Below are 25702 nucleotides of genomic sequence, written 5' to 3'. Positions count from 1 at the left end.
TTCACCTCTATTAATCTAGTAATCTGAGCCTTGAACTATGAAGTAAATACTGATTATTTGTCCTGTTAAATCATTTGCTTTTGAGCATAAAATACATACTATCATTTTCGAACAATAAGTCAAGATAAGCTCTGTGATTATCCATTTATTACCACGGATGCCTATTGTAAAGAAATTGTAACAATTAAGCAAATCCATTGTAAGGTGCTTAATACTCATTATCATATGAACTCTGTTCAAAAATAATAACAGCTTATTATTTATCGCCAACACCATAACCATTACTATAACGGACTTTCACATGACATTCCATTAAATATCACTTTTTTTCATTTCCATATTTCCCAAGTATAAAGCCAAATTCAAGTCACTCCTTATTCCATAGTGATTCAAAAACGTTTACACTCCCTTTACAATATTCCAACAGAAAGAGGGTAAACTTCCATCACTTGGAATGTTGGATCCACAATTATTCTTTAAGCTGATCCTTTCATTATATCATAACCGTCTTGTTTTTTCCACTAAATTACAGAAGCAAACCGCAGGCCTCTATTAAACACTTCGACAAAGATCCGATATGACAACTGGCATTTGTCGAAGTTAGTCAGCATAATTTGTACAGTTTCGACAAGCATGAGGCATTTCACCATCGGAATGTTTGAGGTTGACTGCTCAGGAGATAGACAAACAAATTCTAAGCACTAAGAAAACTCAATTCATACCCAAAATAAAAAAACTAAGTCGGCCTTAAAAGCAAAGGGCCAAACCTGCAATACTACATACAGGATAAGGTGCGTATAAATACAATTACGCAATCCTGTATGTAGCCTACAAGGTCGACCCTTTTAAGGCTTCCTTAGTTTTTGTTTTTTAGAATTATTTTAGCCCTTCGGAAATTTCATTAACCATTTCCTGAACCGATTCAAGTCCACCGCCTGATAGGTACCAGTATGCAGGGTCTAAATAGACGATATTACCTTCTTTGAAAGCTTTTGTTCCTTTTACTAAATCGTTTTCTATCGTTGTTTTAGCAGCAGCACCATCTCCGGCAACTGCATCACGATCGACTACAAATAAGTAGTCAGGATTTTTTTCTACAATGTATTCAAAGCTAATGCTTTGTCCATGGGTTGAAACCTCTAATTGATCGTCCACTGCCTTAACACCAAACACATCATGAATAATTCCAAAACGTGAGTTTGGTCCATATGCACTTACTTTTCCACCGTTAGAAAGAACGATAAGACCAGTTTTTTCAGGATTCACAGTTGTTTTAAGTTCGTCAATGCTCTTTTCAACATTTACTAATTCTTTAGCGGCCTCGTCTTCTTTACCGAAGATTTCACCGAGTGTTGTAACGTTTTGTTCAAATGATTCCATGTATTTATTTGTATCTACACCCATATAAATAGTCGGTGCAATTTTTGACAATTCTTCATATGACTCTGATTGACGACCTGAGATAATAATTAAGTCTGGAGCAACTTCTGCTAATTTTTCAAAATCCGGTTCTTTCAATCCACCAGCATTTTCTGTAGTACCTTCATATTTATTTAAATAGTTAGGAAGTCCTTGATGTGGAACTGCTACAACACTTTCAACACCTAACTTATCTAGAGTATCAAGTGAACCCATGTCGAATACTGCAACTTTTTCAGGAAGGGTTGGCACAGTTGTTTCTCCGAGAAGATGCTTAACCGTGATCTCTTTACTTTCTGATTGAACTTCTTCTTTCTTAACTTCTTCTTTCGCATTCGCATTACTTTTTTCCTGTTTATCTGAACCGCATGCTACCATAAAAATAGCTAACATGGAGATCAATAGTGCTACATATATTTTCTTCATTTCTTCACCCCGAAAAATTTTATTATTATTTCAAATCACTTCAGAAACAAAAACCAACAATTCACTGCATGTTTATTGAATTTACCCAAAACTTCGACAAGATTGATTGATGGGGCCCCATCGTTATCTTAACGCTCTATGATGGTAAATCAAATAACCGTTGCAACGATGCCTGATTTCCTTTTTGTTCGTTGAAATGATGAATAACCAAATGGAAACTTCAAGCGTAATACATACAAATTTTATTTTCATTCACGTTCTGGATCATGATATCCATATCATAAATACCTTTTAATACGTCTGTATCAATGACTTGATGGGCTGGTCCATGTTGCACAACTTTACCATCTTTTAAAGCAACAATATTATCTGAGTAGACTGAAGCAAAATTAATATCATGGATGACGATGACAATCGTTTTTCCCATTTCATCTGCCAATCTTCTTAACACTTTCATAATTTGCACAGAATGCTTCATATCTAAATTATTAAGTGGCTCATCTAAAAGAATATATTCAGTATCTTGGGCAATGACCATAGCAATATAAGCCCTTTGCTGCTGGCCGCCGCTTAATTGGTCTAGGAATTTGTCTTGCATATCCGTTAATTCCATGTACGCGATTGCTTCATCAACAAATCTCCAGTCCTCTTTCGTCAATTTCCCTTGTGAATAGGGAAATCGACCAAAAGCGACAAGTTCCTTAATTGTCAGGCGAATATTAATATGGTTCGCCTGTTTAAGAATCGAGATTTTCTTCGCAAGCTCATTGCTCTTCCATTTACTGAGTTCTTGACCTTCTATTAGAATTTCTCCTTCATCCTTAGCAATCAATCGGCTAATCATAGCTAGTACTGTACTTTTCCCAGCACCATTCGGACCGATAAACGAAGTAATCTTCCCTTTGGCAATTTCAATTGATACATCTTCGACAACCGATTTATTATTATATTTTTTAAATAATTTTTTAACCGTTACCATGTTTTATTCTCCTTTAATAGAAGATAGATGAAATATACGCCACCGATAAAGTTAATGATGACACTTAATGTTGTTGAAAACGTAAAGACTCTTTCTACCAACATTTGACCTCCAACTAATGCAATAATACTGATTAGCATGGATGCAGGGATCAGATGTTTATGCTTATATGATTTTATAAATTGATACGCGACATTCGCTACCAATAACCCTAGAAACGTGATAGGGCCGACAAGTGCAGTCGATATGGAAGTTAAGATGGCCACTACCATTAATATTCGTTTCATTACGAAATCATAATCGACTCCTAAATTTATTGCCTGGGCTCTCCCAAGTGACATCACATCTAAATATTTTGCAAACCGTAGGAAATAAAGCGTTGTAATAAGCATTAAAATCGCTGCTAGTAGAAGCAAATCAGTTTTTATATTGTTAAAGCTTGCGAACATCTTGTTTTGAACAATTTGGTATTCGTTTGGATCTATCAATACTTGCATGAAAGAAGACAAGCTTGAGAATAGCGTTCCGAAAATCATACCTATTAGTAAGAGGAAGTAGATATTTCGGCCTTTTTCATTTTTAAACATAAATCTAAACAAAATACTGGCAAACAAAAGCATGAAAGCGACAGATAGCAAAAAGTTAAAGTTTTTATTCAGAATCGCAATATTTGTCGAACCTAGTACAAATATAACGCCTGTCTGAATGAGCATATACATGCTGTCCAGGCCTAATATACTTGGTGTTAGTATCTTATTATTTGTAACGGTTTGGAAAATGACTGTTGAAAAAGCAATAGCACTTCCGGTTATTATGATGGCCAATACCTTCACTGTCCTAAGTGGCAGAACATAAGCGATGTTAGGACCTAGTTTATAAAAAAGGAATAATGCCGTCAGTAACGTAGCAATTACTGCGAGCATAATTATTTTAAACTTATTATTCATATGCCTTTCTCCTCATTAGAAGATAAATAAATATCACACTGCCAATTACCCCTACTACAAGGCCAATTGGAATTTCAAATGGATAGATAATCAGTCGGCCCAATATGTCGCAGAAAAGCAAAAATACTGCGCCTAATGCTGCTGTATGAGAAAGGCTTTTTTTCAAGTTATCGCCTAAATAGATAGAAACAATATTCGGAATAATTAAACCTAGAAATGGAATCGTACCGACTGTTAGAAGAACGGAAGTTGCTGCTAAAGCTACAATAACAAGACCGATGTTCACAATCAGCTTGTAATTGAGCCCAAGATTGATCGCGAAATCTTCTCCCATCCCAGCTAGCGTAAACTTATTAGCAAACAAATAAGCTACCACCATTAATGGAATACTTATGTAAATCAATTCATATCTACCTGACATGATCATTGAAAAGTCTCCATTTAACCATGTATTCAAGCTTTGAAGCAAATCATATTCGTAGGCAAAGAAAGTCGTAACAGAGCCTACTATATTTCCAAACATTAATCCTACTAACGGAATGAAGATGGCATCTTTATACTTGACCTTTTCTAAAATCTTCATAAATATAAAGGTTCCAGCTAAAGCAAATGCGAACGCGACAAGCATCTTTTCGAATAGACTAGCTGAACTAAAAATAATCATTGCAACCATCAGGCCAAGTCGAGCAGAGTCCATCGTTCCAGCAGTGGTTGGCGAAACAAATTTGTTTCTACTCAGCTGCTGCATGATTAAACCCGTCACACTCATACTAATTCCAGCGACAATAATACTAACTAGCCGTGGTAATCTGCTTTGCAACATAATTTGTACTTGGTCATCTCCAAGATTTAATAAATCAATCGGGCTAATATCCTTTACACCAATGAACAAGGAAGTAAAAGATAAAACAATCAATAATACTAGTAAATATCGTAGCTTCATATTTCGTCCTACTTTTCCCTGGTCTGTTTAATTTGTCTCGAAGTAAATACGGTTGTCCTTAATGGGTATGACCTCGCGCTCTAAAATCAGTATGTAGTCTCTCATAAACTTATCATTATCTGTATTTTGTTGTTGCGTGGTCTGACCCTTTGCTTATAAGACAGCCTTAATAGAGATAAGTTTGTAATAATGATTTTCATTATCAATTAGAATGTTACAGTATCATTCTATCATTATCTGACCGAGTGTCAACCAGTTTTATGGATATGTTAGCAATTATTTCAATTGGGTGTTCTAAATTGCCGATTCATTGGCTATTTCCTAAACTAAACTTAACGATTATTAACCGTTAAGTTTAGTATGGAGCACTACTAATTCTTCAGCTAAGTCAGCCAATCTCTGTTTCACATCATCGTTCTCAATTACATTTTCTTTATTGAAGCATTCATTGCTCACAAAGACATTTCTCGTAGCAACATGCGCCTTAAAATATGAAAGTATCGGACGCAATTGATTTTCTGCAACAAGCATATGCAAATTAGAGCCTGCAGTAGAAACATAACCGACAACCTTTCCTTCAAAAACGGTTGTTGGCAAATGGTCAAACAGATTTTTTAAAGCGCCAGTTAAAGAAGACTGATAGACAGGAGTCGCAATGACAAAAAAATCAGCTTGTAAAATTTTATTAATTACTGTTCGTGTATCTTCATTGTATGCATCGAAAGATCTACCATCGACAAACTCCACTTTATAGTCTTTTAAATCAAGAAGCTCAGTCTCTATATGTGGATGTTGACTCGCTTGCGTTAATACTTCATTTACGGCAACAGCCGTTTTTGTACCGATTAATGCCCCTGAAATTCCTAATAATTTCATGATGATCCCCCATCTTCTATTTTTTCTATTCTCATTTAGTCATATTTTTTATTCCACTTATTATATTAACCCAAAACAGTGTGAATTTTTAACTATTTAGCCTTTTTGAGAAGAATTAGGAAAGCATTCAAGTATCACGTTAAGAATTAGGGTGATATAATAAAGTAAAACTTCATTAAGTGGGGGCTTACCCCGTTAATATGGGATAAAGCTACAATATCCGTTCCCTGGAAAAGCAAAAATAAAAGGAAGAGATTTTATGTTGGCATTTATCAGTAATTTATTTACGAAAAAAACCAAAATCAACCTTGAATTCTGCCAAACAAACTTAGATCGGTTTCTAGACGAAAAACAAGCAGAAAAGTATGGTGACTTTCTAAAAAATCCCCGCGTTTCCTACAAAGAGTATGAATGTTTAAGTGAATGTAAATTGTGCAAGCAGTCTGCTTACGCGAAACTGAATGGCACGATAGTTACAGCGAATGATTCTGGTGATTTATTGGCTCTGCTGAAAGAAAAAACAAAGTGAAACTTTAGTACAAATGAGGATTCGGGACCTATTATGATAGGAAATACTCAGGTACGTTCCAAAACAATAGAATTATATGTAATAGAGCAAATGCCTGGTTCTTCTCGCATTTGCTCTTTTTTATAAGGCTATTTTCGCATAATTTGTTGCTTTTCAATTATATGTACACGAATAACCTAGGTTGATTTCCGTTGCAGGTACACACTTTCCCCCGTTGATAATAGGATTTTTACTTTGTCGCTTTGAACTACTTTTCTTCAATTCTTCTCTTTACTCGTCATTTTGACCTTTTTACTAGCCAATTTACCTATTCATAACGAGTGATTGTTGGTCATATCGTTGAATAGTGGTATTCGTGCAGTTTATACGAGGAGGAGATGTTATGGTTCAATATATTAAAGATGAAATTGATCGTCTGATTATGCAGCTACGGTTCGATCAACAAACAGATGGCTCCTGGCATTATCCATTTGAAATTGGCATAACACCTGACGCATTTATGATTATCTTATTAAAGACTCTTGACATTCAAGATGAAGCGTTTATTCAATCTTTAACAGAAAGAATCCTAAGCCGTCAAGATGAGAATGGTGCATGGAAGCTATATCATGATGAGCAAGACGGAAATGTCTCACTGACGATAGAAGCCTATTATGCTTTACTTTTATCTGGGCTACATCAGGAAAAAGATGAGCATATGAAAAAAGCCCAACAATTCATTATGACGAAAGGTGGGTTAAGCGAGGCCAATTTGTTTACAAAAATGATGCTGACGCTTACTGGGCAATTGAAATGGCCGCTTATTTTTCCAATCCCCATTGAGGCTGTATTGTTGCCTCCATCCTTCCCTGTCAGCATGTATGATTTATCGATGTATTCAAGGTCCAACATTCTGCCGTTTCTTTTGTGCTCTGATCGGAAATTCCAAATGAACATCGACTCCGCTCCTAATTTGAAAGACTTGCTATCTTCCCGTTTTGACGATCCATGGCAGGAATTTCGCGGTGAGGAAGGGCGGGCATTTGTTTCTATGATTTGCTCTGGTGTCAAAAACCTTATCGGCCTTCCTTCTCATCTGCATAAAATGGCTGTCAGTGGGATAAAAAATTATATGCTTGAACGTACTGAGCAAGACGGGACCCTTTACAACTTTTTTAGCGCTACTTTTTTTATGATTTTCGCTTTACTCTCACAAGGTCATTCAAAGAAAGATCCCATCATTCTAAAAGCTGTTGAAGGATTAAGAGCCATGTCGACTTCGATTGATGGACAGCTACATATTCAATTCACAAGGCCTGAAATTTGGAATACAGCTCTCATTACTTACGCCCTTCAAGAAGCTGGATTAGAAATAGATGATCCATCGGTCCAAAAAGCAAATCAATATTTGCTCGCCCGTCAACAGGTTAAATACGGGGATTGGCGTCTACATAACCCCAATACTCTTCCTGGCGGCTGGGGCTTTTCGGACGGTAACACAATCAACCCAGATATTGATGACACAACGGCTGCACTAAGATCAATCTATCCAGCCACTTCGTTAGTACCATCTGTAAAAGGTGCTTATCATCGTGGGTTGTCTTATGTACTATCAACGCAGAATGATGATGGTGGGTTTCCCGCTTTTGAAAAAAACGTAGATAGTAAATGGTTGCAATTACTGCCGATTGAAAATGCTAAATATATGCTCACCGATCCCTCCACTCCCGATCTTACTGGAAGAGCACTCGAATTCATTGGCAATTTTTCCAAAAGAAATAAAACGACCGGTTCTACGAGAAGAGCTGTAAAATGGCTACTTCAAGCTCAAGAAAAGAACGGATCTTGGTATGGTAGGTGGGGAATTTGTTACATTTACGGAACTTGGGCAGCATTAACGGGGCTTCGCGCGGTTGGCGAAGTGAGCAATCATCCAGCCATTCAGAAGGCGGTAAAATGGCTATTGAGTATTCAAAACGAAGATGGTGGGTGGGGAGAATCTTGCACAAGTGATTTTCGTAAGAAGTATCATTCTCTAAGTGCAAGCAATTTGACCCAAACTGCTTGGGCCGTTGATGCACTAATCTCCATTTCTCCTACACCAACACCTGCTATTGACAAAGGCATAGCTTATCTTATACATGAAGGGCAAAGACCAAACTGGACAAACGACTATCCGGTAGGCCAAGGCTTACCAGGTTATGTGTATATGCATTACCACAGCTACCGCTATATTTTCCCGCTTCTTGCACTAAGTCATTATCAAAGGAAGTATCTTCATAAGTAAGTAATAGAGGGCGTATATCCTATAATGTTAGGGTCAGACCACACAACCACGACTTACAGTTCAAATTTAGCATAAGACCACTATGAACTATGTATATCGTGCATGGTCTGACCCTTTTGGGACGGCACCAGTTCCATATTTTAAATGGATTATTTCTCTTTAATCATCTTAAACACTTGCTCCACATCTTTATCCCCACGTCCAGATAGATTCACAATCAAAATATCATCTTTTGATAATTCTTTTGCTAATCTTATGGCATACGCTATTGCATGTGAGCTTTCTAAAGCTGGAATTATCCCCTCTAGCTTTGATAAGGTTTGGAAAGCTTCTAATGCTTCCTCACCACTAGCTGTCACGTATTCTGCTCTGCCACTTTCTTTCAAATAACTATGTTCAGGCCCGATCCCCTGATAATCTAATCCAGCTGCAATCGAAAATGTTGGTTTTGGGTTTCCTTCTTCATCTAACAATGTATAACTTTTAAAACCGTGAAGAACAGCTGGAACACCTTCTGATAAAGTTGGGGCTTCTTTTGGTTCCACTCCAATTAAACGAACATTAGGTTCATCCAAATAGTGGGCAAATGCACCGATCGCATTACTTCCACCACCCGTACATGCAACAACGGCAGTAGGGAGTTTTCCTTCTTTTTCTAAAATCTGAGATTTAGATTCTTTACTAATAATAGATTGGAAGTGTTTAACCATTGTCGGGTAAGGATGTGGTCCAACAGCTGAACCAATCAGATAAAAAGTGTTTTTATAATTTTGAATTAAATCCTGTAACGCTTCATCTACCGCTTCTTTCAGTCTCCCTCTGCCTTTTTCGACTGATACGACTTTTGCCCCTAACAATTCCATTCTAAAAACATTAAGTGCTTGTCGTTCCGTATCGACTTTCCCCATATAGATTACGCATTCCATACCAAACATCGCACAAGCAGTAGCCGTAGCCACTCCATGCTGCCCTGCTCCTGTTTCAGCAATAATCCTTTTGGCACCCATCTTTTTTGCTAATAAAATTTGACCAATCACATTATTAATTTTATGAGCACCCGTATGATTTAAATCTTCACGTTTTAAATAAATTTTGGCGCCACCGATTTGTTTGGACAAATTTTCTGCATGGGTTAATGGATTTTCCCGGCCTACATATTCCTTTAAATAAAACTCATATTCTTTTTGAAATTCTGGATCATTCTTATAGTGTAAAAATTGTTCCTCAATACCATTCATAACTTGTTGTAAATCTTCAGGAATGAAACTTCCTCCAAATTCTCCAAAGTACCCTTTGCTATCTCTGCTCATACTCGTCACACTCGTCATTTTTTTCTAATCTCCTTTGCTATATTAATTTGTATTCTATAATTATAACTAAATTTTCAAATTATTTTAATTATTATTACCCAGACTTTAGGAAAGGGTTCAATCGATATCTTTATAGCTTGGTTTCACAAAAAAGGATCACGAATAAGATAACTCCCCAGTTTAATGACTGAGGAGTTATCCTTATTCATCATCCTTTAACGTATTACTCATTTAAAAATGCTTTTAAGGCTTTTTTATTCTTTTCCATATCGATTTCCAGAACTAAACCTACTGAATGCCTAGCATCTCTTGCTGTACCATCAATGGGTATCGTCAGCTTTTGAATATCTTGATTGCTATCTGTTAAAAACGAAGTGCCCATTCCTAATAGATTGGCGTAACTAAGATTCGTTGAGATGTACGGCTGAATCGTTCCAACCATTCTTGGTAGCTTTAACACTCCTTGAACGCTAGCTAGTTTATCAGCCAGTATTTGCATGACCTTTTGTTGTCGATTGACACGGCCAAAGTCACTATCTGGACCACCGCGCCATCTGACATATCCAAGTAATTGTTCTCCGTTTAATTGTTGAACACCTGGCTGAAGAGTCATGCCTATTCCTTTTGACATTTTCTGTTCCACATCGATTTCAACTCCTTTAGGGAAGGCTACATCAATCGTTTTAGCAAATCCCTTGAAATCGATAAGGGCGTAATATTGTAGATCTACATCAAAATTTTCCTTAATCGTCTTTCTTAATAATTCGGTTTCTCCAAATGCATATGCTGCATTCAGTTTATTTTTTCGATGTCCAGGAATATCTACATAGATATCCCGCATAAGTGATACTAACTTTGATTTTTTCGTTTCTGGATTATATTGAGCAATCATAATCGTATCTGTGCGGGACTTTTCTGTCCCCCTTGTATCTACTCCAAGCAGTAGGATATTAACCCTACCCAGTTCATCTTCCACGCCTTTGAATTCAATATCAGACTTTAGATTTTGATCAATATCTGCTCGCGATTTCTGCAATGCCATCTTATATTCAACAAATAAATAGCCTGCTCCCACAATTCCTATAAGAACAATCAATAGAAGAATCGATAAAAAAACCTTCTTCTTTTTCTTTCTTCTATGCTTGCCTGATCTTGTCCCTTTGCTCGGTTTTGTCATATTTGTACGCCCTTTTCGTTTGATCCACTGATGAACCATTCATTGTAGAGGTCAAACCAAGTTAGTAACTCTAGAGAAAATAGGTAGCTGATTTTACACCTTTACTTTTCATCTATTAGGGGTATTATCACACGAATCGCCCATTAATATTACATTTTTTTAGTCTCAACATGGGTAACCTATAGAGAAAAGGGTCAGACCCCGCAACAACTAAATTAGTGTAAGATAAGTGTATGAAACACTACATACTGTTTTAGCGTGCGAGGTCAGACCCTAATGAGGAGTTCTCGATTCAATTATTATTTGTCACTCCAATGTTGGTCAATAAACTCATCTCGTCCAGATTGTTTCCGGTCTTCCTTATAATGCTTCGGATTTTTTTTATGAAAGTCTTGATGATATTCCTCCGCTTCATAAAAAGTTCGCGCCGGAAGGATTTCCGTTACAATTGGCTTCTTAAATTTGCCACTGCTCGCCATGTCTTCTTTTGACTTTTGAGCCAATTCCAATTGCTTCTCGTCATGATAAAAGATAGCCGCTCGATATTGACTGCCACGATCTTGGAACTGACCATCTGGATCTGTTGGATCAATTTGCTGCCAAAACAACTCCAACAAACGCTCATAAGGAAAAAGCTCTGGATCGTAAGTAATTTCAACCACTTCATAATGACCGGTTGTACCTGTTTTTACTTGCTCATATGTAGGATTTTTAATGTGTCCACCAGAATAGCCAGAAACAATTCCTCCAATGCCAGGTAATTCTTCAAACGGTGTTACCATACACCAAAAACAGCCGCCTGCAAATGTTGCTTTTTGCATAATTTTTCCCCTTTCAATCTTGCATAAATAATATCATAACTTATTCGCTCCATTAGAAAGAAATCTAATGTCCGATATATTCCTACTTCCTACAATTAGAGACTGACTTTTTCAAAATGCTCGACAATAGGAAATGGATCATAATAATGATGCAAAAGCTTCTTCCACTTCTGATATTCTGCGGATTCCCTAAAGCCTACAGTATGATCCTCTAAACTTTTCCAAGTCACTAACAACAAATATTTCCCTTCTACCTCCAGGCAACGCTGCAAACTGTGAGTAACGTAGCCATCCATCGAAGAAATAATCTTGGAAGCTTTATGAAAAGTTTCTTCGTATTCATCTTCTAGTCCTTGTTTAACTTGTAAAAAAGCCGCTTCTAAAATCATTATGATCGCTCCCTATTTAAGCTATAACAATACATAGCACATCCATATATTTAATTCCATTTATCAAAGTTAAAAAAATCAGATAATTACCACCCTAAGTATAGCCTATGAAAAGATCTTGGTCTATTATGTTTTAGAGCTAAAAAACAAAAAGACTTGCCCGAATGGGAAGCCGTTTTGAGCGCTTGTTAAAAAGCCTAGTACAGTCCAGAGGCTCTTCGTAACTTATTTAAACCAGCCTTTTTCCTTAAATCGAGAAATTGCCTCAATCCGGTTACTTACATCTAATTTATCCAGAATGACGGAAATATAGTTGCGAACTGTGCCCGTTGTTATAAACAATTCATTGGCAATTTCTTTCGTATTTTTCCCATCTGCAACTAGACTAAGCACTTGCTTCTCCCGATCGGTTAATGGATTTTCCTCTTCGAAGGCCATATCAACAAGCTCTGGTGCATAGATACGACGCCCATCCATAATAATCCGAATCGAACTTGCTAAGTCTTCACTAGGACTGTCCTTTAATAAATAGCCGCCAACTCCTGCCTTTCGCGCACGTTCGAAATAACCAGTTCGGGCAAACGTTGTAAGAATGATGATTTTGCAAGAGTGCCCCTTTAATTCTTCGGCTACATCTAACCCGCTTTTCACAGGCATCTCAATATCCATAATGCAAATATCAGGTTGAAGCCGATGAACAAGTGCCAGTGCCTCTTCACCATTGCTCGCTTTTCCAACCACTTCCATATCTTCCTCTAAATCAAGTAGAGATCCTAATGCGCCAAGTAACATGCGCTGGTCCTCTGCAATAACGATTCGTATCATACCATCCCCTCCTGTTCTGCCTTCTTAATTCCGTACGGTACGCGAATATAAAGTGTCGTGCCCTCAGAAGATTGGATTTCTAAGCTGCCATTCACGAATTCCAATCGTTCCTTCATGCCTTTTAGGCCATTTCCATGAAAAAACTCAGTTTTTTGAATGCCAACCCCATCATCTTGTACTTTTATAAGCAGCTCTGTGCGCAGTTTCTCAATAGACAATTTGCACCAAGTTGCTTTGCTATGCTTCACCACATTATTTACAGCTTCCTTCAAACACATGCTTAACACGTTCTCTACTAACAAAGGGGTATTGGTTAGATTCGTATCCCCTTCTATACTAAAGTTCATTTGAGCTGCTTTTAAAATTTGCTTGATCCTCAGAACTTCATCTTCAAGCTTTGTTCCTCGCATTTCGGAAACCATTTCTCTTACTTCATTCAGTGCTGTTCGAGCAGTCTGTCGAATATCGTTAATTTCATTTTTGGCAGACTCAGGATTAATCTCCATTAACCTGCTAGCAAGATCGCTTTTTAAACCAATAAGGGAAAGCTTTTGCCCCAACGTATCGTGCAAATCACGAGCAATTCGCTGACGCTCTTCGATTTTCACCAACTCAGAAATTCGTTTGTTTGCATCTTCTAATTTCTCTTCTAGCTCTTCAAGATTGTTCCTGCTATAAGTACTAACCGGGAGCAGGATGACACCAATCACACTAATCAGGATAAAGGGAAACTGCGATACGAAGATTTGCTTTTGAAAAATAAACCCTAAACTAACAGCGGCAATGGTTGAAACAATATGAATGATATATAGTGTGATAAATCCAGCTTTACTTTTTACATTGCCAATGAAAAAGGATAGAAATAATGAAAAATAAATATACCCATATAGTGCAGTCATTGCCACACTTATAACGATTTGAATAGCGACAAAAACGTACACTGGCCATCCTTTTAACAAAAATGCAAACCGATAGGAAGCAAAAAACAGGATAATCATGATAATCCCAAAAATGATAACTAGTAATGATGAAGATTTAAAAATAAAATAAAAAGGAAGGATACAACATATGATCCAAATATACGGGCTAAGACCAGTACTTTTTGGAAAAATATGATACCAATTCTTCATAGTGACCTCCTACCTGGCATTTAATTCTAGTATATACTACTAAATTAACAAAAAACCATTCTTTGGCATACGGAATGGTTTTTCTTTGGAAAAGGAGCGAGGCTTCGCAAAATCAGCCCCGCACCTCCACCTTTATAAGGTGACACACTTTAAGATGTATTGTGTGAATCTTATTTTTCTTGCAAGCTTTGCGGATTTGTTTTAGGCGTATCAAGCAAATGCTTAATTTCTTTAAAGCTAACGAACGCTTTATTCTTTTGATCAAACAGTCTAAAACGAAGAGACTTTAAACTTGTCCCCAATGTAATCGTCGTTGCCTTTTGCAATGGCGGTGTCGATTCATGTGCCTCTTCTAAGTTATAGTTCGGAACTCTTGGAGCTAAGTGATGAACATGATGGAATCCAATATTACCTGTTACCCATTGCAAGATTTTCGGTAATTTATAATAAGAACTTCCATCAACTGCCGCTTTCACATAATCCCACTCAGATTCACTTTCAAAATAAGAATCTTCAAATTGATGCTGTACATAGAATAACCAAATCCCTAGCGAGCCTGAAACGAAGAGCACCGGAGCTTGTACCAGAAGAAAGGCCTGCCAACCGATTGCCCAGCATAAAAGTGCATAAATCGCTAAAATTGAACCATTCGTTACGTACATATTCAAACGCTCTTTGCGTCTTGCATCTTTTCGATTAAAGCGATTAGATACGAGAAATAGGTAAATCGGACCTAGTCCAAACATGACGATTGGATTCCGATAAAGTCTGTACTGCAAACGGCCCCAGGAAGAAGCGGCAACATATTCTTCTACGGTCATAACCCAAACATCACCTATTCCACGCTTGTCCAAGTTACCACTTGTAGCATGGTGAATGGAATGGCTTCTTTTCCATTGTTCGTATGGAAACATCGTGATAATTCCGCTAATCGTTCCGAGGATTGTATTTGCTTTTTTACTCTTAAAAAACGATCCGTGGGTACAATCATGGAAAATAATAAAGATCCTAACTACAAACCCGGAAGCTATGATGGCAAACACAAGTGTTAACCAATAAGATACCGCTAAGCTTTGATAAGCCGCAAACCAAAGTAAAAAAAACGGCGGGAATGTATTAAAAAGCTGTTTTACGCTTCTCATCATATCTGACTTCTCAAATGGAGCTACATTTTTTCTTAGTTCAGCAGTCTTTTGTTTACTCATGACGTCCCCCTACAAATATCGGTTAGTGAAGTGTCCCATAAAGGGTCTGTCCTTGCGCTCTAAATCAGTGTGTAGTGGTTTCATACACTGTATTTAGTAATTGTTGGGGCTACCCCTTTGCTTGACCCACCCACTTCTTATATATTTATAGTAGAATATAGTAGCATGGAATGATAGACATAAACGTCAAGTAGCCTATATGACAAATGTCATGTGCACGATGCACAAGCGCCAAGTTTCATAGAAAACTAATATAGCGTTAAAACGCCACCACCTACTATGATGGATATTTCATTAAGCACGCTACACTCACCTAATCACAATGGTGGCGATGCGGATTATACCTGAAAAATAGATAGGCTATATGAGTAAGTCGCGAAGTCGCCCCCATGTCCTACATACAAAACGAACCTTTTATCGTATAAGTTAATAAACCCACCATTATTAGTGAGCAAACGAATAAGACCCCAGAAGCTAGGCTTCTGAGGTCGATAATTTTGTAATTCGGCATTTAGTTGTTAATATATTTTTCGTAAATTTCACCAAAGTCTTTCGTATGGTACTGCTCACGAACTGAAGTTAACCACGTAAAACCGAAGTCTGTTAAGTCTCTGTATGTATCTGCTAGTTTATTATCATCTGTTCTTGAATTTTGTAGAATACTGACTGCTTTATCTAAGCTCTGCGATGCCATATCAATGTAGATCTTATTTTCATGAGTGATTTCAGAAATACGCAAAAGTGACTTATATAAATCTTTTAATTGTTCAATTTGATCTTTTTTCACATCAATATCAAATTGTTCTTTCCCCACTTTAAATTTAATCTCAACATCTAAATCAATTTTTCCTGCCGTTTCTAGGAACACATCAGATATGATGTATTGAGAATACGGATATCGTTTTAGTGTTCTTTTAGAGGAAATAGCACTTTCTCCATCCACATGAACGATCGCCAAATTCGTAAAACAGTACTCATCCATCTTTGTCTTGATTAAAAAATAGATCTTTTCATCATCTTCATGCATGATATAATCGTCAGCATCTGTTTTATCATAATCCGAAGGGTGAATAATTGTTCCGATATCTGATAAACCTAATGCATCCGATGCAATTTTTTTAAACATCGTACAAACTCCTCTCAGTAATCAGTATTCCGTTTAATATTAACAGGATACGGACTGCAGTTCTAGACCCATAACCGCCTATCATGCAAAACCTGTATGGCTTTATAACGCCACCATTTGCCATGAAAGATCACGCTACATCCACCTAATCACAATGGTGGCGGTGCGAAGCCGGAATTTTGGATGCGTTCTCGATAAAATAAATATACCTGTAAGTAGATTGGCTATATGATTAAGTACGTGAAGTCCCCATGTCCTTCACACAAAGAGCAGATACCAACATTCAGCTTGGTATCTGCTCTTTTCAAATTTGACAATTAAATTCAATTCCACTCACTAACATTAAAGCTTTACTCTCTGTAAACGAAGTGCGTTTAATACGACCGATACTGAACTAAAGGCCATCGCAGCACCTGCTAACCATGGGGCCAGCAGACCAATAGCTGCAATCGGAATGCCTAATATGTTATAAGCAAATGCCCAGAACAAGTTTTGTTTAATATTTCTCATCGTTTTTTTGCTCATTAAGATGGCATCAGCTATGCTGTTCAAATCTCCACGGATAAGCGTAATATCCGCAGCTTCCATCGCGATATCCGTTCCAGTTCCAATTGCCATGCCAATATCAGCAAGAGCAAGAGCAGGGGCATCATTAATTCCATCGCCAACCATGGCCACTTTCCTGCCAGCCGCTTGAAGTTTCTTCACCTCTTCCGCTTTTCCTTCAGGAAGTACCTCAGCAATGACTTGTTCAATACCTACCTGACTGCCAATAGCCGCAGCTGTTCTTTCGTTATCACCCGTTAACATGATGACATCAATATTCATCGCTTTTAATCGTTTTATCGCTTTTTGAGAAGTGGCTTTTATCGTGTCAGCAACTGCAATAACACCTGCAAGGTGTCCATCAATACTAGCGAGCATCACAGTTTTCCCTTGTCCTTCCAACTCTTCCATGATCGATAATGCGTTTGAAAACTTCACACTATTCTGTTTCATCAGTTTGCGCGTACCTATTAGTACCATTTTCTGATCAACCGTAGCTTTTACACCGAAACCTGGAATGGCTTCAAACTCTTGAACCGATCCGAGCGGAATCTCTTTTGCTTGAATTCCTCGGACAATCGACTCTGCAAGTGGATGCTCAGATTGTTTTTCAGCTGCTCCAATTAATGAAAGAAATTGTTGCTCATTGACAAAAGGTTCTACGATGACATCCGTTAACTCTGGATTACCATTTGTGACCGTTCCTGTTTTATCTAAAATAACCGTATCAATATGATGAGTCGTTTCAAGATGTTCGCCACCTTTAAATAAGATCCCAAACTCCGCCGAACGTCCTGATCCAGCCATGATAGAGGTAGGAGTTGCAAGCCCTAAAGCACATGGGCAAGCAATTACAAGCACTGCAATCATTGCTTCAAGAGCAGAGGCAAACGCTCCGGGATTGACCCAGATTATCCAAACAAGAAAGGTGACGAGGGCAATTCCAACGACAATCGGGACAAATATGCCTGAGATTTGATCAGCGAGACGTTGTATCGGTGCTTTTTTGCCTTGTGCATCTTCCACAACTTTAATAATTTGCGACAGAGCGGTGTCTTTACCAATTTTGGTGGCTTTCATTTTTAGAAAACCATTTTTATTAAGAGTAGAGCCAAATAGAGCATCTCCAATGTTTTTATCTACAGGAATACTTTCTCCTGTTAACATGGATTCATCAACAGCCGCGTTTCCTTCAATAACCTCTCCGTCTACTGGAATTTTTTCTCCCGGCTTCACCAAAAGCGTATCGAGAACGACCACTTCCTCAAGTGGAATCTCATGCTCAACACCATCCCTAAAGACCAGGGCCGTTTTTGCTTGCAGACCCATTAATTTTTTTATCGCTTCAGAGGAACGTCCTTTTGCTCTCGCCTCGAAAAGTTTCCCTAAGATAATGAGCGTAATCAATACGGAACTTGTTTCAAAGTACAATTGTGCTGCATGATGTTCGCCAATGTTGATAATCGATTGATAAACACTGTAAAAATAAGCAGCAGATGTCCCCATTACGACGAGTACGTCCATGTTAGCACTTTTATTTCTTAATGCTTTATAAGCACTCATATAAAACTGTTTACCAATGATAAATTGGACGGGTGTCGCGAATATCATTTGCAGCCATGGATTCATGAGAATTGGTGGCATATAAATAAACGATGTAAATGAAAAATGCCCCACCATGCTCCACAATAATGGGAAAGATAAAATGGCTGCGATGATAAATTTCCGCTTTTGCTTTTGGATCTCCTTTTGGCGGTAATCAATCATGTCCTTTTCCTCAGCTTTAATAATCGCCTTGTATCCCAATTTTTCTACTTGATGAATAATATCAGCAGGAGAAGCTTGGGAAGGTTCATATTCAACCGTTGCCTGTTCAAGTGCCAAATTTACATTTGCCATAGAAACGCCGTTCATTTTATTAAGTCCTTTTTCAATTCTCGTTGCACATGCTGCGCAAGTCATTCCTTTAATAGCAAACTCTGTTTTCTCTTTAACAACCTCATAGCCTAGGTCCTGGATTTTCTTTTCAAAATCTTGATCATCTACCATATCTGGATGATAGGTAATTATAGATTTTTCAAGTGCTAAATTTACATTTGCCTCTTCTACCCCAGCCATTTTTTTTAACCCTTTTTCAATTCTTGTTGCACATGCCGCACACGTCATGCCACTAATTTGCAAACTCGTTTCTTTTATTTGGCTGCTCATTTTATTTCACCTCTCCAATATACCGCATAGGGGTATATTTTTTTGTAAAAAAGGGAGTGCTTCATAAGCACCCTAACTACTTATTTAACATCATAGCCTTGATCATCAATCGTATCCTTAATTTTTTCAAGTGTAATTATATCATGATCAAAAGCAACATCCACTTTTCCGGTCTCTAGGTGAACTTTCACTTCATTCACACCAGCTAGCTTTGCAACATTGCCCTCAATGGCATTTACACAATGCCCGCATGACATTCCGCTCACATTCAATGTTATCTTTTCCATCTATTCAATTCTCCTTTATTTTTTCATTAATTTATGGATCGTCACTAATACTTCATCAATCACTTCTGTATCTCCCTCATTAAGTCGGTCTACGACACAATTCTTCAGATGGCCTTCTAATAAAATCTTGGCTACGCTATTAAGCGCGCTTTGAGTAGCAGCAATCTGTGTGATAACGTCATCACAATAAGTATCTTTCTCAATCAGACCTTTAATGCCGCGAATTTGTCCTTCGATACGATTTAATCGAGTTGATAGATTCTTTTTGACTAGTTCAGATTGATGACCCTTTCGTACATGGGGAGAGTCTTCACTGCATGTATCGTTACTAGAATGAGTATGTTCCTTCATTTCAGTTTCCATATTCTCACCATCCTCAAAATAAATAATACCATACCCCCCTACCCTATGTAAAGTTGAATGATTCGTAACTTACGCAAACACTATTTAATACTTACAGGATTTCCTGTTTAAACTAATATATTCAAAATGAATCAAGAAATTTACGCTAAATTATTGATCCTACATGTTTTAGGCACTAGTCAATTAAAAAGAGGTGGTCCTAAATACAAAGGGTCACACCCCGCAACAACTAAATACAGTAGAAGATACGTGTATGACACGACATACTGATTTAGTGTGCGAGATCTGACCCTTAAGAAACACTCTTCATTTTAGCTTCTTTTTTTAAAAGAAAGACCCAATGATAACAATCCTACAATTAAAGCGGCAATAGAAAGATATAATGGCGCATTGCTTGAACTTGACGTTGTTGTTTCTTCAGACACCTGTTCTTTAGCTCCATGGTCATTATTAGTAGCATCCGTTGATCCTTCTCCATGTCCATGATCATGGCCAGATCCATCACCCGGATTTACTACAGTTACAGAAGCAGGATATTGGGCATCCGGCGCTCCAATCCATTCAACTACACTGCCATCTTTATACGTTTGATATGCTTTCCAAACGATTTCTGTCGCGTCATCGGCTACTTTTCCTTGCATATTAAACTGTCCGAAGTCAGTTGGTAATAAGCCTTCTCCTTCTGCTGTCCATGTAACACTCGTAATTTTATCAGACTCATCTTTTTGAACTTCATATTTCCAGCCTGCTTTTGGTTCAAAACGAGTGATGTTTACCTCTTGTGGGAATTTCACTTCAATTTTAGTTGTTGGAACCTCTTCGCTTTCAGACGGAACTCGAACTGTAAACACTTCATATTGCCCTTGTGCAGTTTCCTTTGGCTGAACAGTAACATGTGCGCTTGCCATACCGGCAAATAAAGAAAATGCAACAATCATTACTATCGTGAATGTTAATAATTTTTTCATCATACATTCCTCCAATCTTCTTATTAGCTTTTAGTACACAATAAAATCCTGACTGAAAACATGCTCATTATCCTCTGAATCTAATATTCGCGTCTCCACGAGCCAATTCCCAGCAAACGGTAGATATTGACCATCAACCATGTATTGAACATCCATTGATTGTTTTATCCCCGAAAATGGTACTTGAATCGGAGCGACATCAGGATTGTCTTGGTATTTTAAAAATAGCTCAACCCGTTTAATTGTTACACCCTCTTCATTAGAGCTTGCTTCAACCATAAAATGATTCGTACCAGGTACCTTTGGTGTGATTGTTGTCGTGAATTCGATATTCTTTTCTTTTTCGTGCCACACTAGTGGTTTGTTTTCTGGCATTGGACTTAAGTGAGTGAAGATCCCCACTATGATTAAAATGATGATCATCAGGCTGAAATCAATTTTCAACAATTTTCCAATTGCATTTTCCTGAGCCTTTTTCATGGTATATCGTAAAATAACGCCCGTTACAATGACTAACAAGACTAAGGCGACTTTGATTAAAAGCATAATCCCCCATGTAGTATAGAGCAGATAATGAACTTGGGGTAAAAAGATCAAGGTTGAAGCAATTCCTGTGACGAATAGAACAAGGATACTTATTAAAGCTACTTGAGAGAATATTGGTAAAAAGCGGAAAACACGCTCTCGTTGCTTGTTCCAAAAGACAAGAATATAAAATAGCCCCCCTGCCCATATCGCAGCTGCGAGTAAATGGATGATATCTATCGAAATTGTACGAATCGGTGGATCAAATGCCATGGCATGTCCATTCATACTCTTTACTGCAAGAATCATTAATACCCACAATCTATCCAACCAGTTAAAACGGAGTAATAGTATAAAACCAGAGAGAGATAGTAACATGGAAAGAAACCAAGATATCCCTATTGTCGTACCGGTTAATACGGACCAAATTTCACTTGGCGTCCAACTATCTAGCAGTTCTATAAATTGCATAAAACCCATGCCAATGGTTGTAGTCAAAAGCATAATTTGCAAATAGATAGCCCACTGTCGATAACTGGTCTTTATTTCTGGAATGTCTATTTTTTTAAAAGTGCCCCATATAATCCAACCAGTAGCAAGGAGCAATACAATATAATAAAGAACCCTTACTATAGAATTATAGATGCTATACAGAGCAGATTCGTTACCGGCTTTATCTAAATCAAGTTGGTTCATATTGCTTTTTAGAACCGTTCCCTCACCTATTGAAATGACATAGGAACCTTTTACTGGATGACCATCTGCTGATAATACACTATATGATATGGCGTAGTTCCCGTTAGGCAGAGGCGGCAAATTTTGTTTTATGTATTTTTGATCTTTACCAATCTCTGTTCTACTTTTGCTAACTAGATCGCCATCCTCATTAAACACCTTTATCGAATAAAGTTCTTTTTCAAGTCTTTCATTAAACATAAGAACAATTTCTTTGGGCGAAGACTTTAAATGACTATCTGCAGCGGGAGTAGCTTTTTCTAGCAATGCATGAGCAAAAACTCCTTGTGGAACCGCAAAGATAAAAAATAGCAAACTTACTATTAAAATATTTCTTAGCAAAGTCTTATTCATACTAACAGCAACCTTTACTTTTTTCCCATTGTATTTCCATCACTTCCGAAAATGTTACAACGGTACCGCCAAATCCTCTTACAAATCTTTTTGCATGTTCTTTTTGGTTAAAGGGAAGAAGTTGCGGTTGGCAACAACCTAAATCAAGAATTGTATCCATTACAAAGTAAGCGTTCCTAGCACTTATCGTTGTACTTGTAAAAAAATCGTCACACAATATCTCAAGAACCTCATGATCAAGCATTTGGTTACGTATGAAGCTACAATGCATACAACACGTGGTTTCTACTCTATTTTCTGTTAAAATTAATCGACAAGAGAGTCGAAAACTAATACTTTTATAACAAACCACACATTCATTTCGATTCGATACGTTTGTAGCTTGATTAGCCAAACTGATGCCACCGAATGTTTTTACAACAAATCCTGACTCAACCATTGCTTTTATATCTCTATGGATGGTCATATCTGAAACCTTAAACTTTTTGCTTAACTCAGATATCTTTAGAGTTTTGCGACTTACGACAAGTTCTTTAATCTGTTTCTGCCTCTCACTCGCTAACAATCTATTACTTCCCCCTTCCCTTTATCTTATTACTTCTGACATACAAATTAAAACAAACCATAACAATTATTAACAAACTCTAACATTTATATTTCCAGTATACATATATGAATTACACTCAACAATCAGGAAAACCTTATTTTTATGACAATTATATGTCTTACTCGCATTAAAGAACCATCACTGCTGGGTTCATCAGATGAAGTTGTCTTAAAAAGGGTCTAATTCAATCCTTATGGGTCAGACTCGGTTCATTTTTTCAAGTGCCCACAACATAAAATAAAGTAAAACTTCAATCAGTGTTCCACTGATTGTTAGTCCCGTTCGACTGTCGCTAAGATCTTCGCTTTCCCTTCAATCAATCGACAGTACGAACTAAGGTTCAATGAATCACAGACTAAGTACGCCACGTCCTTTAGTCTTTCGTCTGTGTGACCCACATCCTATGGACGCAAACTTTACCTTTGAAGACTACAAAGGTAAGTTTCACTGTATCTCACCAATCGGGCATTTACTTCAAAAAGCGAGGCGACTAATGTAGGAACGTCTCCTAAGATCGCTCACGTCCTGTGAGCAACAGAGACGCCAACACATCCTCTGATAGTCCACAAGCATAAGATGGAATACGGCGTGGCGTAGTTTGCCACAGAGTATTACAGCTTATGATCTTAAGTAAGCTAGGAGCCGCAACTAGATTGGCCAGTTGACTCCCACCTACACTTCTCCGATTCTTCTAAACCTTGAGGTGGGGGGCTTACTGCTCGTTAATGCGGGATAAACACTACAAAAAGACCATTTTACCTTTACCTAAGGGAAAATCGTCTTTTTTCCTGTTTAGACTCGTGCCACCCAGAGCGAAAAATCAGGCATTCAGTTACAATAAAGAATTATTTAAGTGTATAACGCTCTTCGATCTTGTAATATTTCCAGATAAATACGGATACACCCCAAATAATTAAAAAGGCGGCCACTAAAAAATAGCCTAAATTCCCAAAATCGATTGCTGAAATATCATTCCACAATCCACCTGATAAATGCAGTTTTTCTGTTGTAATTTGTGCAAGTTCAACAATCCCTACCACTAGTGCCGCAACAACTGAAATCGCCGTTACTGTTAAATTGTAGTAAACTTTTCGAACTGGTTTATTATGTGCCCAGGCATAACTTTTCGTCATCATTATGCCATCTAACGTATCAAATAAACTCATACCAGCTGCAAATAATAATGGAAGTGAAATAATCCCGAGCACAGGTAAGTTACTTTTTGCTGCACCAGCTGACATCGTCAATAATGAAATTTCTGTTGCTGTATCGAATCCTAAACCAAATAAGAACCCAATCGGATATATATGCCAGCTTTTTGTCACCACTTTAAATAATGGCTTTAAATAACGTGTAAAAAAACCTTTCGCCTCAAACATTTTCTCTAGTTCTGATTCAGATACTTTTTCTTCTTTCAACCGGCGGAAAATTTTCCATAGTTGAATAAATAACATTAAATTTAATATCGCTAAAAATACTAAAAAAACGCCAGATACTGTAACACCGATAATGCCACCTATTTCTTGCATGCTAGACATGTATTTAGCAACAAACTTAACAGATACAGCTGTTATTACAGCTAATAAAAAGACGACTGTTGAATGTCCTAATGAGAAGAAGAATCCGACTCCTCTTGAATCTTTCTTTTGTGCAACTAATTTACGAATGGTGTTGTCAACTGCAGCAATATGATCTATATCAAATGCATGACGAATACCAAACACATACGCTGCGATCCCCAAGCCAATAAACGTAGGATGAGTAGGTACGGCTGTAAATAATGCTATGATTCCTAAGACATGGATTACTAAAACACCTAAAATATACCGATTCCATATAAAGTCTTTCCAGTCTCTCCCCTTCAATTCATCAACGACTCCCTTCCTTGCATAATGTACTTTCGAATTCCAATTACAGAAATAAGGATCAATAGCAAACTACATAATAAACGAAATACCGTTTTCGTATAGTTATCATGAGTACATAAACAATCGATTAACATACCGCAATATACAGTCTCTCTCACTTGTCTCCTTTAGAATATTTTGTCCGTTTCTCATCATACTTCTTCTAAAAATCAATTGTATAATTCTTCCTATATCCCATTTTTAAAAATTTACTTTCTATAACCGGGTGATCCCAATTTTCATATTCATTATTACAATCAAATGCAACCTCCATCCGTGATTTAATCATTTCCCACGGATGGATAGTTATCTTCTATTGTCGATAATCTTCTGCTTATACATCGGCAAGGTTCGCTGTCTCTCAAATTAAGGTGAAGCAATTATACCTGTTAAGCATGGAAAAAATTCATTCATTATACTTGCTCAACTGGTGCCACTGTAAATTTTCCATAACCGACACCTTTTAAACTTGTCAATTTATTACTGAGCTGCTGAATGTCTTTCGCTTTTCCCTTTACTACGATAAGTTCAAGACAACTGGCGTGATCCAAATGGAAGTGTGTAGTGGCCAAGATAAAATCGTGCATATCATGTTGGACTTTTGTAAGTTCATCTAGCAGATTTCTTTGGTGATGGTTGTAAAATAATAGGATGCTTCCCGCCACAATTTGTTCTTCCTCTTCCCATGTCTGTTGAATAAGGGCGTCACGTACAAGATCACGGACGGCTTCAGAACGATTTTCGTACCCTTTCTGTTGGACTAAGTGATCAAATTTTCGAAGTAAATGCCCCTCCATGGAAACTCCAAATCTTTTTAATGCTGAATCTTCCATT

General features: G+C 37.5%; 23 protein-coding genes. 2 read left to right on the top strand and 21 right to left on the bottom strand.

The window, feature by feature from the left end:
• Window positions 1-876 precede the first annotated feature (876 nt).
• The 5 genes from V179_RS0123675 to V179_RS0123655 all read right to left on the bottom strand — a co-directional run bounded on the left by V179_RS0123675 (window position 877) and on the right by V179_RS0123655 (window position 5590).
• Entirely contained in the window at window positions 877-1845 is a 969-nt protein-coding gene (locus tag V179_RS0123675; protein WP_028393668.1) for a siderophore ABC transporter substrate-binding protein, read from the bottom strand.
• Window positions 1846-2065: 220 nt separating this feature from the next.
• Entirely contained in the window at window positions 2066-2824 is a 759-nt protein-coding gene (locus tag V179_RS0123670) for an iron ABC transporter ATP-binding protein (RefSeq protein ID WP_028393667.1), read from the bottom strand.
• A complete protein-coding gene (locus V179_RS0123665) occupies window positions 2818-3771 on the bottom strand; it encodes an iron chelate uptake ABC transporter family permease subunit (protein ID WP_028393666.1) in 954 nt (317 codons plus the stop codon). The genes V179_RS0123670 and V179_RS0123665 overlap by 7 nt, the downstream gene beginning before the upstream one ends.
• Complete coding sequence (locus V179_RS0123660; protein WP_028393665.1) at window positions 3764-4714, bottom strand: ABC transporter permease; 951 nt, start codon at window positions 4712-4714, stop codon at window positions 3764-3766. The genes V179_RS0123665 and V179_RS0123660 overlap by 8 nt, the downstream gene beginning before the upstream one ends.
• 342 nt (window positions 4715-5056) lie before the next feature.
• Window positions 5057-5590 carry an NADPH-dependent FMN reductase gene (locus tag V179_RS0123655; protein WP_028393664.1) on the bottom strand — a complete coding sequence of 178 codons (534 nt, stop codon included), beginning with the start codon at window positions 5588-5590 and terminating at the stop codon, window positions 5057-5059.
• A gap of 259 nt (window positions 5591-5849) precedes the next feature.
• Between V179_RS0123655 and V179_RS0123650 the strand changes: the two genes are divergently transcribed.
• Both V179_RS0123650 and shc read left to right on the top strand, forming a co-directional pair.
• Complete coding sequence (locus tag V179_RS0123650) at window positions 5850-6119, top strand: DUF1450 domain-containing protein (RefSeq protein WP_028393663.1); 270 nt, start codon at window positions 5850-5852, stop codon at window positions 6117-6119.
• A gap of 382 nt (window positions 6120-6501) precedes the next feature.
• Window positions 6502-8385: a squalene--hopene cyclase gene (gene shc, locus V179_RS0123645; RefSeq protein WP_028393662.1), complete on the top strand. Its 1884-nt coding sequence runs from the start codon at window positions 6502-6504 to the stop codon at window positions 8383-8385.
• 149 nt (window positions 8386-8534) lie between these two features.
• On the opposite strand, the gene trpB is transcribed toward shc, so the two are convergent.
• The 16 genes from trpB to nikR all read right to left on the bottom strand — a co-directional run bounded on the left by trpB (window position 8535) and on the right by nikR (window position 25701).
• The gene (gene trpB / locus V179_RS0123640) at window positions 8535-9713 is read right to left on the bottom strand and encodes a tryptophan synthase subunit beta (RefSeq protein ID WP_034302367.1); all 1179 of its coding nucleotides are present in this window, start codon (window positions 9711-9713) and stop codon (window positions 8535-8537) included.
• Between the two features lie 205 nt (window positions 9714-9918).
• Window positions 9919-10872 (bottom strand): LCP family protein, encoded by a 954-nt coding sequence (locus V179_RS0123635; RefSeq protein ID WP_028393660.1) that lies wholly within the window; start codon window positions 10870-10872, stop codon window positions 9919-9921.
• Between the two features lie 299 nt (window positions 10873-11171).
• Entirely contained in the window at window positions 11172-11693 is a 522-nt protein-coding gene (gene msrA / locus V179_RS0123630) for a peptide-methionine (S)-S-oxide reductase MsrA (protein WP_028393659.1), read from the bottom strand.
• Between the two features lie 95 nt (window positions 11694-11788).
• Complete coding sequence (locus V179_RS0123625; RefSeq protein ID WP_028393658.1) at window positions 11789-12082, bottom strand: antibiotic biosynthesis monooxygenase family protein; 294 nt, start codon at window positions 12080-12082, stop codon at window positions 11789-11791.
• A gap of 225 nt (window positions 12083-12307) precedes the next feature.
• On the bottom strand, window positions 12308-12907 hold the full coding sequence (locus tag V179_RS0123620) for a response regulator transcription factor (protein ID WP_028393657.1): 600 nt from the start codon (window positions 12905-12907) through the stop codon (window positions 12308-12310).
• Entirely contained in the window at window positions 12904-14037 is a 1134-nt protein-coding gene (locus tag V179_RS0123615; protein WP_028393656.1) for a sensor histidine kinase, read from the bottom strand. The genes V179_RS0123620 and V179_RS0123615 overlap by 4 nt, the downstream gene beginning before the upstream one ends.
• 170 nt (window positions 14038-14207) lie before the next feature.
• Window positions 14208-15242, bottom strand: a complete 1035-nt coding sequence (locus tag V179_RS0123610; protein WP_028393655.1) for a fatty acid desaturase — start codon at window positions 15240-15242, stop codon at window positions 14208-14210.
• Between the two features lie 511 nt (window positions 15243-15753).
• Entirely contained in the window at window positions 15754-16368 is a 615-nt protein-coding gene (locus V179_RS0123605; protein WP_028393654.1) for a PH domain-containing protein, read from the bottom strand.
• 342 nt (window positions 16369-16710) lie between these two features.
• Entirely contained in the window at window positions 16711-19122 is a 2412-nt protein-coding gene (locus V179_RS0123600; RefSeq protein WP_028393653.1) for a heavy metal translocating P-type ATPase, read from the bottom strand.
• Between the two features lie 80 nt (window positions 19123-19202).
• A complete protein-coding gene (gene copZ, locus V179_RS0123595) occupies window positions 19203-19409 on the bottom strand; it encodes a copper chaperone CopZ (RefSeq protein ID WP_028393652.1) in 207 nt (68 codons plus the stop codon).
• A gap of 15 nt (window positions 19410-19424) precedes the next feature.
• On the bottom strand, window positions 19425-19760 hold the full coding sequence (locus tag V179_RS0123590) for a metal-sensitive transcriptional regulator (RefSeq protein ID WP_051405122.1): 336 nt from the start codon (window positions 19758-19760) through the stop codon (window positions 19425-19427).
• A 323-nt stretch (window positions 19761-20083) separates the two neighbouring features.
• The gene (locus tag V179_RS0123585; protein WP_028393650.1) at window positions 20084-20740 is read right to left on the bottom strand and encodes a YcnI family copper-binding membrane protein; all 657 of its coding nucleotides are present in this window, start codon (window positions 20738-20740) and stop codon (window positions 20084-20086) included.
• A 30-nt stretch (window positions 20741-20770) separates the two neighbouring features.
• A complete protein-coding gene (locus tag V179_RS0123580) occupies window positions 20771-22354 on the bottom strand; it encodes a copper resistance CopC/CopD family protein (RefSeq protein ID WP_028393649.1) in 1584 nt (527 codons plus the stop codon).
• A gap of 1 nt (window position 22355) precedes the next feature.
• The gene (locus tag V179_RS0123575) at window positions 22356-22919 is read right to left on the bottom strand and encodes a DeoR family transcriptional regulator (RefSeq protein ID WP_028393648.1); all 564 of its coding nucleotides are present in this window, start codon (window positions 22917-22919) and stop codon (window positions 22356-22358) included.
• Between the two features lie 887 nt (window positions 22920-23806).
• Window positions 23807-24826, bottom strand: coding sequence for a HoxN/HupN/NixA family nickel/cobalt transporter (locus V179_RS0123570; RefSeq protein WP_034302365.1), 1020 nt, complete (start codon window positions 24824-24826; stop codon window positions 23807-23809).
• A gap of 455 nt (window positions 24827-25281) precedes the next feature.
• On the bottom strand, window positions 25282-25701 hold the full coding sequence (gene nikR, locus V179_RS0123565; RefSeq protein ID WP_028393646.1) for a nickel-responsive transcriptional regulator NikR: 420 nt from the start codon (window positions 25699-25701) through the stop codon (window positions 25282-25284).
• Window position 25702 lies beyond the last annotated feature (1 nt).

It is taken from the genome of Bacillus cihuensis (genome assembly GCF_000504145.1).
GTDB classification, from domain to species: Bacteria; Bacillota; Bacilli; order Bacillales; family DSM-1321; genus Peribacillus; species Peribacillus huizhouensis.
This window is presented reverse-complemented; position numbering and strand designations above follow the sequence as displayed.

Excerpts from the sequence above, each read along its gene's own strand:
- trpB (WP_034302367.1), bottom strand. The coding sequence starts at position 9,713 with ATGACGAGTGTGACGAGTATGAGCAGAGATAGCAAAGGGTACTTTGGA.
- V179_RS0123675 (WP_028393668.1), bottom strand. The coding sequence starts at position 1,845 with ATGAAGAAAATATATGTAGCACTATTGATCTCCATGTTAGCTATTTTT.
- shc (WP_028393662.1), top strand. The coding sequence starts at position 6,502 with ATGGTTCAATATATTAAAGATGAAATTGATCGTCTGATTATGCAGCTA.
- nikR (WP_028393646.1), bottom strand. The coding sequence starts at position 25,701 with ATGGAAGATTCAGCATTAAAAAGATTTGGAGTTTCCATGGAGGGGCAT.
- copZ (WP_028393652.1), bottom strand. The coding sequence starts at position 19,409 with ATGGAAAAGATAACATTGAATGTGAGCGGAATGTCATGCGGGCATTGT.
- V179_RS0123660 (WP_028393665.1), bottom strand. The coding sequence starts at position 4,714 with ATGAAGCTACGATATTTACTAGTATTATTGATTGTTTTATCTTTTACT.
- V179_RS0123585 (WP_028393650.1), bottom strand. The coding sequence starts at position 20,740 with ATGAAAAAATTATTAACATTCACGATAGTAATGATTGTTGCATTTTCT.
- V179_RS0123670 (WP_028393667.1), bottom strand. The coding sequence starts at position 2,824 with ATGGTAACGGTTAAAAAATTATTTAAAAAATATAATAATAAATCGGTT.
- V179_RS0123665 (WP_028393666.1), bottom strand. The coding sequence starts at position 3,771 with ATGAATAATAAGTTTAAAATAATTATGCTCGCAGTAATTGCTACGTTA.
- msrA (WP_028393659.1), bottom strand. The coding sequence starts at position 11,693 with ATGCAAAAAGCAACATTTGCAGGCGGCTGTTTTTGGTGTATGGTAACA.
- V179_RS0123590 (WP_051405122.1), bottom strand. The coding sequence starts at position 19,760 with ATGAAGGAACATACTCATTCTAGTAACGATACATGCAGTGAAGACTCT.
- V179_RS0123615 (WP_028393656.1), bottom strand. The coding sequence starts at position 14,037 with ATGAAGAATTGGTATCATATTTTTCCAAAAAGTACTGGTCTTAGCCCG.
- V179_RS0123600 (WP_028393653.1), bottom strand. The coding sequence starts at position 19,122 with ATGAGCAGCCAAATAAAAGAAACGAGTTTGCAAATTAGTGGCATGACG.
- V179_RS0123610 (WP_028393655.1), bottom strand. The coding sequence starts at position 15,242 with ATGAGTAAACAAAAGACTGCTGAACTAAGAAAAAATGTAGCTCCATTT.
- V179_RS0123580 (WP_028393649.1), bottom strand. The coding sequence starts at position 22,354 with ATGAATAAGACTTTGCTAAGAAATATTTTAATAGTAAGTTTGCTATTT.
- V179_RS0123655 (WP_028393664.1), bottom strand. The coding sequence starts at position 5,590 with ATGAAATTATTAGGAATTTCAGGGGCATTAATCGGTACAAAAACGGCT.
- V179_RS0123620 (WP_028393657.1), bottom strand. The coding sequence starts at position 12,907 with ATGATACGAATCGTTATTGCAGAGGACCAGCGCATGTTACTTGGCGCA.
- V179_RS0123650 (WP_028393663.1), top strand. The coding sequence starts at position 5,850 with ATGTTGGCATTTATCAGTAATTTATTTACGAAAAAAACCAAAATCAAC.
- V179_RS0123605 (WP_028393654.1), bottom strand. The coding sequence starts at position 16,368 with ATGTTTAAAAAAATTGCATCGGATGCATTAGGTTTATCAGATATCGGA.
- V179_RS0123625 (WP_028393658.1), bottom strand. The coding sequence starts at position 12,082 with ATGATTTTAGAAGCGGCTTTTTTACAAGTTAAACAAGGACTAGAAGAT.
- V179_RS0123635 (WP_028393660.1), bottom strand. The coding sequence starts at position 10,872 with ATGACAAAACCGAGCAAAGGGACAAGATCAGGCAAGCATAGAAGAAAG.